Source organism: Cupriavidus sp. a3 (genome assembly GCF_051015765.1).
Classification (GTDB): Bacteria; Pseudomonadota; Gammaproteobacteria; order Burkholderiales; family Burkholderiaceae; genus Cupriavidus; species Cupriavidus oxalaticus_A.
On the sequence record NZ_CP170644.1, the window covers coordinates 2,239,036 to 2,254,375 of the forward strand.

General features: G+C 68.9%; 15 protein-coding genes. 7 read left to right on the forward strand and 8 right to left on the reverse strand.

Going from position 1 to position 15,340, the window contains the following annotated elements; translation table 11 throughout:
- Nucleotides 1-180 precede the first annotated feature (180 nt).
- Nucleotides 181-2,955, forward strand: a complete 2,775-nt coding sequence (locus ACAD63_RS32040) for a LuxR C-terminal-related transcriptional regulator (RefSeq protein ID WP_434034300.1) — start codon at nt 181-183, stop codon at nt 2,953-2,955.
- Nucleotides 2,956-2,994: 39 nt separating this feature from the next.
- On the opposite strand, the gene ACAD63_RS32045 is transcribed toward ACAD63_RS32040, so the two are convergent.
- Together ACAD63_RS32045 and ACAD63_RS32050 are read right to left on the reverse strand one after the other, a co-directional pair.
- Entirely contained in the window at nt 2,995-3,666 is a 672-nt protein-coding gene (locus ACAD63_RS32045) for a nitroreductase (RefSeq protein ID WP_133098414.1), read from the reverse strand.
- A 42-nt stretch (nt 3,667-3,708) separates the two neighbouring features.
- A complete protein-coding gene (locus tag ACAD63_RS32050; RefSeq protein WP_434034301.1) occupies nt 3,709-4,584 on the reverse strand; it encodes a crotonase/enoyl-CoA hydratase family protein in 876 nt (291 codons plus the stop codon).
- Nucleotides 4,585-4,780: 196 nt separating this feature from the next.
- Between ACAD63_RS32050 and ACAD63_RS32055 the strand changes: the two genes are divergently transcribed.
- The 3 genes from ACAD63_RS32055 to ACAD63_RS32065 all read left to right on the forward strand — a co-directional run bounded on the left by ACAD63_RS32055 (nt 4,781) and on the right by ACAD63_RS32065 (nt 7,596).
- Complete coding sequence (locus tag ACAD63_RS32055; protein ID WP_368671211.1) at nt 4,781-5,755, forward strand: NAD(P)H-dependent flavin oxidoreductase; 975 nt, start codon at nt 4,781-4,783, stop codon at nt 5,753-5,755.
- A 4-nt stretch (nt 5,756-5,759) separates the two neighbouring features.
- A complete protein-coding gene (locus ACAD63_RS32060) occupies nt 5,760-6,221 on the forward strand; it encodes a PaaI family thioesterase (RefSeq protein WP_133098417.1) in 462 nt (153 codons plus the stop codon).
- 199 nt (nt 6,222-6,420) lie between these two features.
- Nucleotides 6,421-7,596: an acetyl-CoA C-acetyltransferase gene (locus tag ACAD63_RS32065; protein WP_135703677.1), complete on the forward strand. Its 1,176-nt coding sequence runs from the start codon at nt 6,421-6,423 to the stop codon at nt 7,594-7,596.
- Between the two features lie 190 nt (nt 7,597-7,786).
- On the opposite strand, the gene ACAD63_RS32070 is transcribed toward ACAD63_RS32065, so the two are convergent.
- From ACAD63_RS32070 to ACAD63_RS32085, 4 genes are all read right to left on the reverse strand, one after another.
- Nucleotides 7,787-8,461: a histidine phosphatase family protein gene (locus tag ACAD63_RS32070; RefSeq protein WP_434034302.1), complete on the reverse strand. Its 675-nt coding sequence runs from the start codon at nt 8,459-8,461 to the stop codon at nt 7,787-7,789.
- A gap of 136 nt (nt 8,462-8,597) precedes the next feature.
- Entirely contained in the window at nt 8,598-9,284 is a 687-nt protein-coding gene (locus ACAD63_RS32075) for a TetR/AcrR family transcriptional regulator (protein WP_133098420.1), read from the reverse strand.
- A gap of 172 nt (nt 9,285-9,456) precedes the next feature.
- Nucleotides 9,457-9,846 carry a VIT1/CCC1 transporter family protein gene (locus tag ACAD63_RS32080; protein WP_255519971.1) on the reverse strand — a complete coding sequence of 130 codons (390 nt, stop codon included), beginning with the start codon at nt 9,844-9,846 and terminating at the stop codon, nt 9,457-9,459.
- A 100-nt stretch (nt 9,847-9,946) separates the two neighbouring features.
- Nucleotides 9,947-10,849, reverse strand: a complete 903-nt coding sequence (locus ACAD63_RS32085; protein WP_084402443.1) for a LysR family transcriptional regulator — start codon at nt 10,847-10,849, stop codon at nt 9,947-9,949.
- Between the two features lie 98 nt (nt 10,850-10,947).
- Here ACAD63_RS32085 and ACAD63_RS32090 point away from each other — a divergent pair, with 98 nt between their 5' ends.
- Entirely contained in the window at nt 10,948-11,598 is a 651-nt protein-coding gene (locus tag ACAD63_RS32090; RefSeq protein ID WP_133098423.1) for a glutathione S-transferase family protein, read from the forward strand.
- A 58-nt stretch (nt 11,599-11,656) separates the two neighbouring features.
- A complete protein-coding gene (locus tag ACAD63_RS32095; RefSeq protein ID WP_135703679.1) occupies nt 11,657-12,628 on the forward strand; it encodes a pyridoxamine 5'-phosphate oxidase family protein in 972 nt (323 codons plus the stop codon).
- A 103-nt stretch (nt 12,629-12,731) separates the two neighbouring features.
- Here ACAD63_RS32095 and ACAD63_RS32100 read toward each other — a convergent pair whose 3' ends face one another.
- Nucleotides 12,732-13,172, reverse strand: coding sequence for a hypothetical protein (locus ACAD63_RS32100; RefSeq protein WP_133098425.1), 441 nt, complete (start codon nt 13,170-13,172; stop codon nt 12,732-12,734).
- Nucleotides 13,173-13,293: 121 nt separating this feature from the next.
- The gene (locus ACAD63_RS32105; RefSeq protein WP_133098426.1) at nt 13,294-14,895 is read right to left on the reverse strand and encodes a 3'-5' exonuclease family protein; all 1,602 of its coding nucleotides are present in this window, start codon (nt 14,893-14,895) and stop codon (nt 13,294-13,296) included.
- Between the two features lie 152 nt (nt 14,896-15,047).
- Between ACAD63_RS32105 and ACAD63_RS32110 the strand changes: the two genes are divergently transcribed.
- Nucleotides 15,048-15,340: hypothetical protein (locus tag ACAD63_RS32110; RefSeq protein WP_434034303.1), on the forward strand; the 293-nt coding region annotated here is incomplete at its 3' end.

Genomic DNA, 15,340 nt, shown 5'->3' on the forward strand with positions numbered 1-15,340 from the left:
GAAGGCCGCCTGAAGAGACCCCGAACCCTCGGCGGCGCGCGGCCGCGCGCGTTTACGCCATAATTCCGTGTTCCATCACAGTCACGCCCGCCCGCGCTGCTGCGCGGGCGGGCGCATCGCTTCGCATTGCCCTTCGCATTGCCGCAAGGGCGCTGCGGCGCGGAAGACGACAAATCGCCAATGGCAAGTATCGAGGAGACCGGGCGGCGCATGCCGTCCGCCACCGGCGCCGCTGCGCTGGCCGCCAAGCTGCGTCCACCGCTGCTGACGCCGTTCCAGGTCGAGCGCGCGTCGATCTGCGACGCCGTGTGCGCCGCGGATTTCGTCAAGCTCGTGCTGGTGCGCGCGCCCGCGGGCTTTGGCAAGACCACCGCCATGCTCCAGTGCCGTGCGCGCCTGGAAGCCGCGGGCGGGCGCACCGCCTGGCTCACCCTTGACCGCTCCGACAACGATGCCACCCGCTTCCTGGGCTCGGTCGAGGCCGCCATCGCGCAGGCGCTCGGCGCAGCGGCCCAGCCGCCCCGCTCCGGGCTGATGCAGGATCCCGGCGAGCAGGCGCTCGCGCTGATCGACCGGCTGGGCAGCCACAGCGGCGCCTTCACGCTGTTCCTCGACGACTTCGAATCGATCCAGAACGCCGCCGTCAGCGGCCTGGTGTGGCAGATGGTCGAAAGCCTGCCGCCGGGCTGCCGTGTCGTAATCGGTACGCGCTGGGTGCCGGAGAGCGGCCTGGGCCGGCTGCGCGCGCGCGGCGAGCTGCTCGAGATCGAGCCCGCGCAACTGCGCTTCAGCGCCAGCGAGACCGAATCCTTCCTGCGCGAGGCCCGTGGGCTCAAATTGCAGCCAGCCGCGATCAGCGCGCTGCACCGGCGCACCGAAGGCTGGGCCACGGCATTGTGGCTGGCTTCGGTGGCGATGGAGCGGCGCAGCCAGCCCGAGGGGTTCATTGCCGGCTTTTCCGGCTCCAACGCGGCAATTGCCGACTATCTGGTCGAAGACGTCTTCCTGCACCTGCCCGATGCGGTGCGGGACTTCCTGTTGCGGACCTCGATCCTCGACCAGCTCTGCGGCCCGCTGTGCGACGCGGTCTGCCAGGCCGCTCCGCCATCCGGGGGCGGCGCCGGCAGCAGCGACGAAATCCTGGCCTGGCTGGAGCGCGCCAACCTGTTCCTGCTGCCGCTGGAGAGCGAGCGCTACGGCGAGCGCGGCACCGGCGCGGCAGCGGAGCAGTGGTACCGCTATCACAGCCTGTTTTCCGGCTTCCTGCGCGGCCAGCTGGCGCAGTCGATGCCCGAAGCCGTGCCGCCATTGCACCTGGCTGCCTCGCGCTGGTACGAGTCTCAGGGCCGCCCGGTGCCCGCCATCGAGCACGCACTCGCGGCCGGCGCGCTGGGCCATGCGCTGGAATTGCTGGACAGCGCCGTCGATGACCTGCTGGGGCAGGGCCGCATGCGGCTGCTGACACGCTGGCTGGAGGCGGTACCGGCCGAACAGCTGGCCCGCTGGCCCAAGCTGCAGATCGCGCATGCGTGGGCGGTGTCATTCACGCGCGGCCCGGCCGACGCGATCGCGCTGCTGCAGGCGATCCCGACCGAAGGCGCGGCCGGCGACCTGCTCGCGCATATCCGCGCGCTGCGCCACGTGCTGCTCAACATGATGGACCGCTTCGACGACGCGCGTGCCTTCGCCCGCAACGAGGTGCCGCCGCTGCCGATGGGCTACGCCTTCCCGGATGCGATCCTGGGTACGTCGATGGCGCGGCTGGCCGCGGTCATCGGCGACTATCCCGAGGCGCGCCGGCTGCTCCAGATCGCGCGCCAGGCCGTGCGCGGCTCGGACAGCAACTTCAACAAGATCTTCTCCGAATCGGTCGAAGGCCTGATCGACCTGCGCCAGGGACGGCTGCAGCAGGCGCTCGGGCGCTTCCGCATCGCCGCGCGCACGATGCTGCCGAACCGCTTCGGCCCGACCAACGGCAACGCCATGGCCGGCATTTTGTTGGCCGAAGGGCTGTACGAGAGCGGCGATACCGACCGCGCCAGCCGGCTGCTTACCGTGTATCTGCCGCTGTCGCGCGACCTCGGCCTGCCGGACCAGATCATCACCGGCCATACCGTGCTGGCCCGCATCGCCTTCGAGCGTGGCGAGACCGACCAGGCCCATGAATGGCTGGCGCAGCTGGAGGCGCTCGGCCACCACCGCGGCCTGACCCGGCTGGTGATGGCGGCGATGCTGGAGCGCGCGCGGCTGGCGCTGCGCCAGGGCAACGTGCACGCCGCGCAGGAGGCGATCGAGCGCGCCGCCGACCCGGCGCTGTGGCGCACGCGTCCGGGCGTCAGCTCGTTTGCCAGCGACGTCGAGGACATTTTTGTCGGCAGGCTGCGGCTGGACGTGCATGCCCGCCCGGGGGCGCAGGTACGCGACGCGATCGAGCGCGAACTGGCGGCCGCCACCAGCAACCAGCTGATGCGCCGCGCGCTCAAGCTGCGCATCCTGCTGGCACAGGCGTGCCAGCGCAGCGGCGACGGCGCGCATGCGCTGGTGGTGATGGGCGAGGCGTTGCGCTTCGGGGCAGCCGAGGGCTTCGTGCGGATTTTCGCCGACGAAGGTGACGACGTGCGCCGGCTGGTGGCCGACGCCTGCGCCCGCCAGGGCGCCAGCCTGCCATCCGCCTACGTGGAAAAACTGCTGCATGCATGCGGCCAGCAAGCCGGCGAAGCGCCTGGCGGGGCGGCCGGCCGCCCCGCACCGCCGGCGCTGGTGGAGCCGCTGACGCCCAAGGAGCAGAAGGTGCTGCAGTTGCTGGCGGAAGGCTTTTCCAATGTCGCCATGGCCGAGCGCCTGTTCGTGTCCGAGACCACGGTGCGCACGCACCTGCGCAATATCAGCGCCAAGCTGCACGCCAGCAACCGCACCCAGGCGGTGGCGATCGCGCGGCAGCTGGGGCTGCTCTGATCCTGGCGCCGCGTGCGTAACTGCGCGCGGCGCCAGTTCTCAGATGCCGATGAACTCGGCGAACTCCGCCAGCGGTGCGCGCGCCGCGCGCAACTGGTTGGCCGGCGCCTCCGGATCCTCGAAGCCGATCGCCATGCCGGTGAACAGCATGCGCTCGGCCGGCAGCTGCAGGAAGCTGCCGATGGTCTCCGGATACATCGCCCAGCATTCCTGCGCGCAGCTGTCGAGCCCTTCCTCGCGCAGCAGCAGCATCACGGTCTGCAGGTACATGCCCAGGTCCGACCACTGCGGCGGACCCATGCGCCGGTCCACGGTGCAGAACAGCGCCAGCGGCGCGCCGAAGAACGTGAAGTTGCTGGCGAACTGGGCGAGGCGCCGCGCCTTGTCTTCACGCGGGATGCCAAGGTAGTGGTAGAGCGCCTCGCCCACCTCGAAGCGCCGGTCGCGATAAGGCGCAACCAGTTCGGGCGGATAGACGTTGTATTCGCGGTCTTCACCCTTGGGCGTGTGCGCGATGCGCTCGCGCATGATGCCGCGCAAGCGCTCCAGCGCCTCGCCGCCGATCACGTGGATATGCCACGGCTGCAGGTTGCCGCCTGACGGCGCGCGCGCCGCGGCGTCGAGCACGCGGCGGATGGTGTCGGCTGGCACGGGCTTGTCCAGGAAGCCGCGAACGGACTTGCGGCTGGCGACGGCTTGACTGACTTTCATGCTGACTCCGGTGGGTACGTGGTGGCGCCGGCTTCAGGCGCTTCAGGCGAACGGCGGCTCGCCGCGCCAGTCGAAGAAGTCCGGCAGGTCGTGCGAGACGGTGTCGGGGAACGCGGCCAGGCGCTTTTCCAGGAATGCGCTGACGCCTTCCTTGACGTCGGCGGAGCGCCCGCGCGACTGGATCGCCCGGCTGTCGAGCTTGTGCGCCTCCATGGGGTGGCTGGCCCCGGCCATGCGCCAGATCAGCTGGCGGGAGATCGCGACCGAGACCGGCGCGGCGTTGTCCGCAATCTCCCGCGCGATCGCCCGCGCTGCCGGCAGCAGGTTTTCGGGCGCGTGCAGCGAGCGCACCAGCCCGCGCTCATGCGCCTCCTGCGCCGAGAACACCCGCCCCGTATAGCACCATTCCAGCGCCGTCGAAACGCCGACCACGCGCGACAGGAACCACGATGATGCGGCCTCGGGCGTGATGCCGCGGCGCGCGAACACGAAGCCGAACTTGGCGTCGGTCGAGGCCAGCCGGATGTCCATCGGCAGCTGCATGGTCACGCCCACGCCGACCGCGGCGCCGTTGACCGCGGCAATCACCGGCTTGAGGCTGCGGAAGATGCGCAGCGACACGCGGCCGCCGCCGTCGCGGTGCGCGGTGTCGGGGCTGGCGCCATAGCGCTTCTCGAAATCGAAGGTCGAGCTGCCGCCGGACAGGTCGGCACCGGCGCAGAAGGCGCGGCCCGAGCCGGTGACGATCACCGCGCGGACGTTGTCGTCGGCATCGGTGGCGTCGAAGGCGGCGATCAGGTCCTGCATCATCTGCGCGGTGAAGGCGTTGAGCTGGTCCGGGCGATGCAGCGTGATGGTGGCGACACCGTCTTCAACGGCGTAGCGCAGGGTTTCGAACGAAGGCGTGGCTTGCGTCATGGCGACTCCTGCTGAGGGAAGGGGGCGGGTGCCGCGGGCCGGAGGGCGGCAAGGGCCCGGAACGGCGCGGGGGCAGCCAACACTAGTGCAGAATGCGCCGCCCGCAATCGTCGCTTCCGACGAAGCATCGCGCACGCGCGCGCCGTAGACTGGCCCGAACGCCGGCAAGGCCCGCTAGCTGACAGCAAAAAGGACAATCATGAAGACTCGAATCACCGAACTGCTTGGCATCCGCTACCCGATCATCCAGGGCGGCATGCAATGGGTCGGCTATGCGGAGATGGCCGCTGCCGTCTCCAACGCCGGCGGGCTGGGCATCCTCACCGCGCTGACGCAGCCGACCCCCGAGGCGCTGGGCGAGGAAATCCGCCGCTGCCGCGATATGACCGACAAGCCATTCGGCGTGAACCTGACGCTGCTGCCTTCGATCAACCCGCCGCCATACGCGCGCTACCTCGACGTCATCATCGAAAACGGCGTCAAGGTGCTGGAGACCGCCGGCAACAACCCCAGGGAACACATCGCGCGCGCCAAGGCCGCAGGCATGAAGGTGATCCACAAGTGCGTGGCGATCCGCCATGCCCAGTCGGCCGAGCGCCTGGGCGTCGACGCGGTGTCGATCGACGGCTTCGAGTGCGCCGGCCACCCGGGCGAGGACGATGTCCCCGGCATGGTGCTGATCCCGCTGGCGGCACGCAAGCTGTCGGTGCCGGTGATCGCCTCGGGCGGCATCGCCGACGGCCGCGGCATGGCCGCCGCGCTGGTGCTCGGCGCCGAGGGCGTGAACATGGGTACGCGCTTCTGCGCCACCCAGGAAGCGCCGATCCACGACAACGTCAAGCAGGCGCTGGTGCAGGCCAGCGAGCGCGACACCAACCTGATCTTCCGCACGCTGCACAACACCGCACGGGTGCTGAAGAACGCCGTGTCGGATGAGGTCGTGAGCATCGAGCGCCGCCCCGGCGGTGCGCAGTTCGAAGACGTCAAGCACCTGGTTGCCGGTGTGCGCGGCAAGGCAGCGCTGAAAGCGGGCGAGACCGACGGCGGCATCATCAGCGCCGGCCAGTGCGTGGGCCTGATCGACGACGTGCCGAGCTGCGAGGAGTTGCTCGCACGCATGGTCCGCGAATGCCGCGAGCAACTTGGCTCGGCCTCGCGCTACTTCGCCTGACGCCATGGCTGAAGCCGGAATCGAGGCGGCGATGCCGCAGGCGGCCGAAAGCTCCAGTGGCTCTGCCGTGCCCGAGGGCTTCGTGCCGCTGCGGCAGCCGGGAGGCTACATGGCCAACTTCGGCCAGCTTTACCTGAACCGCGAACGCCGCACGCTGGCGGTGCGCATCGACGAGAGCCATCTCAACAACCTCGGCATCCCGCACGGCGGCATGCTGGCGACGCTGGCCGATACCGCCATCGGCATGATGATGTCGCTGGAGACCGGCCGCGAGAAGAGCGCGGTCACCGCCAACCTGAGCCTGGACTTCCTGGACTCGGCGCGCCTGGGCGACTGGGTCGAGGCGCGCGTGGAGTTCGACAAGCTCGGCTCGCGGCTGCGCTACGGCAGCTGCCGGCTGGTCAGCGGCGAGCGCTGCCTGCTGCGCGCCACCGCGATCTTCGCGGTGCTCGGCCCGCGCAGCTGACACCGCGCTGACTTGGCCCTGACATCGCCCTGACATCGCCCTGACATCGCCCTGAGGCGGCCGGCCAACTTCGTCGCTTCCGACGACGCTGGCCGGCCGGCCCGGGACAACAATAGGGTCCAACCTGCCGGCAGCCGCCGGCACCCCGCATCAAGCACCGGCCGGCCGCGGGGCGGCTGGCACCGAACAAGGAGATCAAATGGCAGAGGCATATATCGTCGCCGCGGCACGGACCGCCGGCGGGCGCAAGGGCGGCAAGCTGTCGGGCTGGCATCCGGCCGACCTCGCCGCGCAGGTGCTCGATGCGCTGGTCGAGCGCACCGGCGCCGATCCCGCGCTGGTCGAAGACGTCATCATGGGCTGCGTCAGCCAGGTCGGCGAGCAGGCTGGCAACGTGGCGCGCAACGCCATCCTCGCGTCGCGGCTGCCTGAAAGCGTGCCGGGCACGTCGGTCGACCGCCAGTGCGGGTCGTCGCAGCAGGCGCTGCACTTTGCCGCACAGGCGGTGATGTCGGGCGCGATGGACATCGTGATCGCGGCCGGCGTGGAAAGCATGACACGCGTGCCGATGGGCCTGTCGTCGCAGTTGCCGGCCAAGAACGGCTTCGGCGTGCCCAAGAGCCCGGGCGTCGAGGCGCGCTACCCCGGCGTGCAGTTCAGCCAGTTCACCGGCGCCGAGATGATTGCGCGCAAGTACAACCTGTCGCGCGAGCAGCTCGATGCCTACGCGCTGCTCAGCCACCAGCGCGCCGCGGCAGCGACCAGGGCGGGCCGCTTCAACGCCGAGATCGTGCCGGTCGAAGTGCGCACCGCCGAGGGCGCCAACGGCGAAATGCATACCGCGGACGAAGGCATCCGCTATGACGCCACGATGGACAGCATCGGCGCGGTCAAGCTGATCGCCGAAGGCGGGCGCGTGACCGCTGCCTCGTCGAGCCAGATCTGCGACGGCGCCGCCGGCCTGCTGGTGGTCAACGAGGCTGGCCTGAAGAAGCTCGGCGTCAAGCCGCTGGCGCGCGTGCACCATATGACCGTAATCGGCCACGACCCGGTGGTGATGCTCGAAGCGCCGCTGCCGGCGACCATGCACGCGCTGAAGAAGGCCGGCCTGAGCATCAACGACATCGACCTGTTCGAAGTCAACGAAGCTTTCGCACCGGTGCCGCTGGCCTGGCTGCAGGCAACGGGCGCCGATCCGGAGCGCCTCAACGTGCATGGCGGCGCGATTGCGCTGGGCCATCCGCTGGGCGGCTCGGGCGCCAAGCTGATGACGACGCTGGTGCATGCGCTGCATACGCACGGCAAGCGCTACGGCCTGCAGACCATGTGCGAAGGCGGCGGGCTGGCCAACGTGACCATCGTCGAACGCCTGTAAGGCACTGGCGTCCGTGTCGGGCGACCGAGCAGGAATGCAGCAGAAAAGGTAGTAAAGGGAGAAGGACCGGCGGCGCGGGCATGTCAAAGTGCCCGCGCCAGTTGCCGGAGCGATTGCCGCCGCATTCCACGCCAAACAGAAACCTGCCGTCAGGCGGGTTTGTCATTGTTGCGCGTGGTGCCTGTGGCCTTCAGGCGAAGGTCAGCGCGCTGCGGCGTTGCGGCCGGTCCAGGTGCGGGATATTGTTGAAGCTCAGCAAGCGCTGCACGCCGCGGCCGACGATGATTTCGCAGAACGCGGTATTGCGGAACTGCAGGTTCATTTCGATGGCAGTGGCCGCGGGGGCGCCGAGCAGGTCGGCCGTGGCGCGGCCGATGGCGCCGCCGGAGCTGACCACGAGGATGGCGTCTTCGCGCGTGGTGCCTTCGCAGGCTTGCGTCAGCGCGCCGGCAATGCGCGCGCCGAAATCGGCCCAGCTTTCCGTCATGTCGGTCAGCCCATCCTGGGTCCAGGCATGGTAGGCGGCGCGGAAAGTGCGCCAGTAGTCGTTGTAATCGCCGTTCTGGTGGGCGCGATGGTCGGCGCCGCCGGTGTGGCAGCGGTACAGCGCCTCGCCGTCATATTCGTTCAGGCCGGTATGCGTGGCAATTTCCGCTTGCGGCTGGCCCATCGCGGCCAGGATCTCGCGCGCGGTGTCCTGCTGCCGCACAAGGTTGCCCGCGGCCACGCGTGCGAAGCGCAAGCCGCGCTCGCTGAAATACTCGCCCAGCCAGCGCGCCTGCTGGCGGCCTGTCTCCGACAGGCAATCGTAGTTGGCGGCGCCAAACGAGGCTTGTCCGTGGCGGACGAGGAAAAGCGTGGCCATGTGCGGTATCAGTGGGCGTGGATGCAGTCAGCGTGGACGCATTCTAGAGAGGACGTGCGCCGCCGCCAAGCAAGCACCACCGAATTCATAGCGGCCATGGGCGCGCTGCATTACCAGACTGCACTACGGCGCGAATTCAGGCCTGGGCGTTGCCTGTGACGCCGAGGTACCCCGCCATCATGCGGCTCAGTTCGGGGATCATTCGCTCATCGTCGAGATGCAGCGGCCCCGAATCGTTCAGCACCGCATTGACCAGCACGCTAAAGACCGCCTGCATGGCAAAGCGCACACGCAGATCGGCGATATCCGCGGGCAGCGACAGCCGTGGTACCAGCAACTGCACCATCCGCTCGACGATCGCTTCGCCATTCTGGCGGTGCGGCTGCCACTCTTCCGGCTTCGTCGAGGCATGCCGCAGCGAAGCGCGCATCACGCCGCGATTGGCCAGCGTGCCCAGCACCATGAAGCGCGCGGCCTTGTCTAGCAGTACGGCGGTCGGCACGTCTTCCCAGCGCTCCTGCGCGAGGTAACGGTCGATCGATGCCGAGGTTTCCTCCATCACCAGCGCGCGCAATGCCTCGAAATAAGCCATCTTGTCGCGGAAGCGGCCATAGAAAGCGCCCACCGACACCTGGCACGCAGCGGCGATCTGGGCCACCGAAACCGCGGCGAAATCGCGCTTCGCCAGCAGTTCACGGCCCGCGCCGAGCAGCGCCTGCTCGGTCTCGCGCGCGCGCCGCTGCCGCGGCGGCTGCAGGATCGAGGGCGTATCGATACGGGGGAAGGAAGAGGTGGCCGGAAGGCCGGACGACGTCGCTGGCATAGGGATTTTCCGTATTCGAATGCAGATTCGCTTTTGAAAAATACCGGTGCGCGCCGCGCGGCGTCAAGGCTTTTGTCGGGTGGCCGGTCGCTGCGAACGGGTGGGTCGCCACTCGTGCGCGCAAGGTACGCACGCCTGTTGCTCCGCGTCGTGGATACCCTGGCGGGCAGCATCAGAGCGAGCCGAATACCATATCGAGCGTGGCGCGCGGATCGCGCATGATCTCGTCGGCGGCACGTTCCGCATCCGCCGGAGGCATGCCTTTGCCAGACAGCACCGCCACCAGCCGCTGCCGCGCGCGGGCGGTATCGTGCGCGATCTGTTGCGCCATGTCGCGCAGCCGCTTGTTGTTCATCTCGCGGCTGTTGGTGACCGACAGCCATTCGCCCAGTGCCATCGAGCAGGCACCCGCGGTCAGGCCGGCGAGCCCTGCCAGGATCACGGCTTCACGCGTGGCGGCCGCGCCCTCCAGCCCCATCACCAGGCAGACGAGGCCGTCGTTGACGCCAAGCACCGCCGCGCGCAGCGCATTGCCGCTGGGTCGGCGGATGAGGTGGCGCAAGCGGGCGCCGAAGCCCGTCGGAGTTGGAGCGCTGGCCAGGGGCATGGAATCGGCATCTCTGCGTCTTGGTCTTGCTCTCGCGCACCGCGGGAACGCTGTCTCAGCGAAAGCGCGGACCGAGGTCGTCGCGCATCCAGTCGATAAAGGCGCGCGTGCGCGCCGGCAGCAAGCGCGCATGCGGATAGATCAGCGACAACGGCCAGGCGGGCTGCTCGAACGTCTCCAGCACAATGCGCAGCTTGCGCGCCTGCACCAGTTGCGCCACCTGGTACGACAGGAAATTGCCGAAGCCGGCGCCTTCCGCGCAAGCGGCCACGGCCGGCGCGGTCTGGTTGAATTCGAGGTTGCCCGTCACCTGCACCTGGAACGGCTTGCCGTTTTCCTGGAACGTCCACCAGTGCGCGGCATTGCCGGTGAAGCGCACGCAATTGGCGCGCGCGAGGTCGTCGGGATGGCGCGGCGTGCCATGCTTGCGCAGGTAGGCGGGGGTGGCCACCACCACGCGCCGGATATGGCCGACCGGCTGCGCCACCAGGGTCGAATCCGCCAGCGGGCCGATGCGTACGCCGACGTCGAGTTCTTCTTCCAGCAGGTTCACCACGCGGTCGGTGAATTCCATGCGGCAGCGCACGCGCGGATAGCGCTGCACGAAGCGCGTGACTGCCGGCGCGATATACATCTGCCCGAACAGCACCGGCGCGGTCAGCGTGAGCTGGCCGCTGGGCTCGACATGGCTGGCGGTCAGGCCGGCCTCGACTTCATCGATGGTGGCCAGGATGCGCCGGCAGCTGTCCAGGTAGCTGCGCCCCTCGCCGGTCAGGGACAGCCGCCGCGTGGTGCGGTTGAGCAGCCGCACCTGCAGCTCGGACTCGAGCGCGGCCAGTGTGCGCACCACCGCGGGCAGGGAAGTGTGCAGCGTCGCCGCGGCGGCAGTCAGGCTGCCCGCGTCGACGATGCGCACGAAGGTCTGCATGGCTCGAAGCTTGTCCATGGCGCCACACATTACTCCGATTTTTGGAGTAGTCAAATATCAGGCGCCCCATTTATTGCAGCGCCTTCCGCGTCCAGAATCCCGGTATCCCAACCCCCGAGGAGTGTGTCATGCAAGCCGCCAGCCATCCCGCCGAGCCCCGCGTTCCGCTCGTCCTTTATCGCTCGCCGCTCTCGGGCCACGCCCATCGCGCCGAACTGTTCCTGTCGCTGCTGGGACTGCCGTACCGGCTGGTCGACGTCGACCTGCGCGGCGGCGAACAGCATCGCGAGCCGTTCCTGCGGCTCAATCCCTTCGGGCAGGTGCCGGTGCTGGACGACAACGGCGCGGTGATCGGCGATTCGAACGCGATCCTGGTCTACCTGGCCACGCGCTATGACGATGGCCGCTGGCTGCCGCGCGACCCGGTCGGAGCCGCGCGCGTGCAGCGCTGGCTGTCGGTGGCCGCCGGGGAAATCGCCTTCGGCCCCGCCGCGGCGCGCCTGGGCGTGCTGTTCGGCCGGCCGGTGCCGCTGGACGACGCCATCGCCCGCGCGCAGCGCCTGTTCGTGCTGATGGAATCTCTGCTGGCCGAGCAGCCGTTCCTGGCAGCCAGCCATGCCACGCTCGCCGACGTCGCCGCCTACAGCTACATTGCCCGCGCCGAAGAAGGCAACGTGCCCCTGGCGCCGTATCCCGCACTGAACGCGTGGCTGCGCCGCATCGAGGCGCTGCCCGGCTTCGTGCCGATGATCGTATCCCGGCCCGGCAGGGCTGCCTGAGGCCGGATAACCGGACGCCGCCGCGCGAGCGCCGGCTGCATCAGCCAAGGAGTCCATCATGGAACTGCCCGTCTGGCCGCATGCCGGCCTGCCTTTCCACGCCGGGGAACTGGCCGCGCAGGAGCGCGCCGGCAAGCGCGAGCGCATGGCTGCGGCCGGCGCGCGCGTGATCCGCGGCGAAATGCCCGCACAGCATCGCGACTTCTATGCCCAGCTGCCGATCCTGCTGGTTGGCGCGGTCGATGCCGGTGGCTTGCCGTGGGCATCGGTGCTTGCCGGTGCGCCGGGGTTTGCATATAGCCCCGATGCCACGCACTTGCGCATCGACTCCTTGCCGCTGCCTGGCGATCCGCTGGAACAGGCCCTGGAGCACGGTGCGAGCGTTGGCTTGCTGGGCATCGAGCTGTCCACGCGCCGGCGCAACCGGATGAACGGCATCATCGTGGCGCGCGACCAGCGCGGGTTCACGGTCGAAGTCGAGCAGAGCTTCGGCAACTGCCCGCGTTATATCCAGCTGCGCGAAGGCACCATGGCACAACCGGGAGCTCCCGTGCCGGCATGGCACGGCACGGTGCTGGACGACGCCGCGGCAGCGTGGCTGCGGGCCGCCGATACGCTGTTCATTGCCACCAGCCATGCTGCCTCGCCGGAGGAGGGCGCGCACACCGGCGGCGTCGATGTATCGCACCGCGGCGGCAAGCCGGGTTTTATCCGCGTGGACGGCAATGGCACGCTCACCTTCCCGGATTTCAACGGCAACAACTTCTTCAATACCGTCGGCAACTTGCTGCAGAACCCACGCGCCGGGCTGGTGGTGCCCGATTTTGCCGAAGGCGCGCTGCTCCATGTCGGTGGCCATGCCGAAGTGATCTGGGACGGCGCCGAGCTGGCGACATTCGCCGGGGCGGAGCGGCTGGTGCGGCTGCATGTCGAGCAGGTGATGCGGCGCCCGTCGGTGCTGCCGATGCGCTGGCAGTTGCGCGAATACTCGCCGGTCCTGGCTGCCACCGGCGCGTGGCCGGCGGCCTGAATGGCGCTTCCGCTCTGCGACGGGAGGGCAGGCGCAGCTGATGGCGGCCCCGGTCCTGCTGGTCATGCAGTACTTCAAGGACTTCAAGGCGCCGTGCCGCCGGTCAGCCGGGCCCTCGGTATTTCAGTGCGGCACAGCGGCCGACCAGCGTGCTGATGCAGCAGGCATCGCCGCTCCATTCGCCGCCGATGACAATGCCGTCCGGGCCCGCGATCAGCTTGCGCTGGCAATGGCCCGGCACCGGCGTGCGTTCCATGCCGGCATCGCGGGGGCCGCTGCCTGGCGCGCGGGCTGCCGGGATGGTCTCGTTCCAGACATAGGCGGTGCCGGACGGCATCGCCTGAACCGCCTGTGGCGGTCCCCACTGGCGCTTGGCCTCGTCGACCGAGACGTTCTTCCAGGAGTCGAAGATTTCCTGCATGGCGCCGCCGCCCAGGTTGGCACACGCGCCGGTGAAGGCTCCGGCCCAGAGGATGGCCAGGCACGCGCGCACCCGCGCGGCGCCGCGGGCCGATTCGGCAGGACGGAACAGTTTGGCAGGCATTGAGACTCCGCATCGGCGCGCCCGGCGGCAAGGGCGGTCCGTCGAGACTAACGGAAGGGCACGCCTGCCCACAAGCACGGTCTGCGCGCCAGCCCACACAGCGGGCAGCCGGCGGCGCGGTTCAGTCCGCGAACAGATCCAGGGCTTGCTGACCGGCCGCGCGGGCTGGCCTGCGTGGGGCGGTCGCCGCGGTAGCACGCACCGGCCGCAGTACATCCTGCTCCTGCGGCTTCGCCGGCGGGGTCAGCTCGAACAGGCTCGCTACCGGCAGCGGGACCGTTTCCGGCATCCACTGCGCCATGCGCGGGGCGAGGATATGGTAGGTGTCCAGGTCGAAGTGCGCCGGCGCAACGGCCAGCGCGCGGGCCTCGTCCAGCGTGAGTGAGCAGCCCAGATAGCACCAGTCGTTGGCGACATGCCACCACGTGCGTCCGGCATGCTCCTCGCGCCATGCCACCGGACCGTCAAATGGCCACGGCACCAGTGCCAGCGGCGCCAGTGCGGTGGCCAGGCGCGCGCGATGCGCGGCGGCCGGCTCGGCGCCGACGCAGGCGCCGGCGCAGCGGTGTACCTGCCGCGCGAAGCACGGGTTGCCTCGCGGCGTGGTCTTTTCCAGCGACAGCGTGGCCATGCACAAGCCGTGCTCTTCGGCCAGCGCACGCAGGCGCGCCTCGGCCGCACCGCGGCTGCCAAAGGCGCCGAACAGATCGCGATGCCGGCAGAAATCGGTGTCGCGGCTGGTGCGCAGGCGCGGCACCGGCAACTGCGGCGGCAGCTCCCATGCGTAGAGCCGGGCATTGCTGCGCAGCAGCTGGTTGTGGACAGGCTGCATCGTCTTGACCAGCCTGGCCTCGAGCAACAGCGCGCCGGTCTCGCCGCCGGTCTCGCGCCACTCGACCCGGCGCACCAGCCGCGCCAGCCGCATATCCTTGCCGTAGCGGTAGTCGCCCGAGAAATGGGCACCGATGCGCTGGCGCAGGTGCACGCTCTTGCCTACATACAGCGGGACGTCGTCATCGCCGTAGAAGATATAGACACCGGGAGCGGCGGGCACGTCTTCCAGCGCGGTCTCGTCCAGGCCAGCCGGCAGGCTGGCGCGACGCACCAGGGTGCGCACCGCGGCCTCGACCAGCTCGACCGAATAGGTGTCGTGGATCTTCTGCCAGAACTGCCAAAGCAGCTCGGCATCGGCCAGGGCGCGGTGCCGCCCCTTAGGCGTCAGGCCAAAGCGGGCGATCAGCGCATCGAGACCATGGCGTTCCACCGACGGGTACAGCGAGCGCGACAGGCGTACCGTGCACAGCACATCCGCACGGAACGTAACGCCGGCGCGGCGGAATGCGTTCTTCAGGAAGCCATAATCGAAGCGTGCGTTATGGGCTACGAAAAGCCGGCCCTGCAGGCGCTCGGCAAGTGGCTCGGCGAGTGACTCGAACGTCGGCTGGCCACGCACCATCTCGTCGGAGATGCCGGTCATGCGCTGGATAAACGGCGGGATCCCCATGCCGGGGTCCAGCAAGGTATCCCATTCGGTAATTCCGTCCGGGCCGACCTCGACGACGCCGATCTCGGTGATCCGGTCCCGCTGGGCATCGGCGCCGGTGGTTTCGAGGTCGACGAAGACGATCGGGCGCGACAGCGCCGCGGCGAGCGCGAGGGCGTCTGCAAAGTGCTTGCCGTCCGCGGGCATGCGCGACGGCAGGTAAGTGGGCATATCCGGCATCAGCCGATTTTAAGTGCCTGGCGATGGCGGCACGAAGAAGTTTTCAGAAACCCCTTGCCAAGCACCTCCGGGTCCCTTAATATTCGCCCCCTCGCAACACAACGCGGCGCTGCAAGGCAGACGCAGCAAGGGTTGCGGGGTCGACCGCAAGGTTGGCGCAGCGAAGTTGGCAGCGCTGGCCGCAGCAAAAAAAGATTGCTGCAACGGTTGACGAAACGAAGAAAGCTCTGCATAATCTCGTTTCTCTGCTGCAGACAACGCAGCGCGCTGAACGGCAAAGCCGGGAAGCGAAGTTCTTTAACAAACAAACAACCGATAAGTGTGGGCGCTGGGTAGCGGACGCCGCTGTCTTCGGACAGTGTTGCTTCACAAGTTATACAGTGCTCGCACAGCAAAACGTGACTGGGTCTTCGGATCTGGTCAGTCAGTTTTCTGAGAGTGAGCG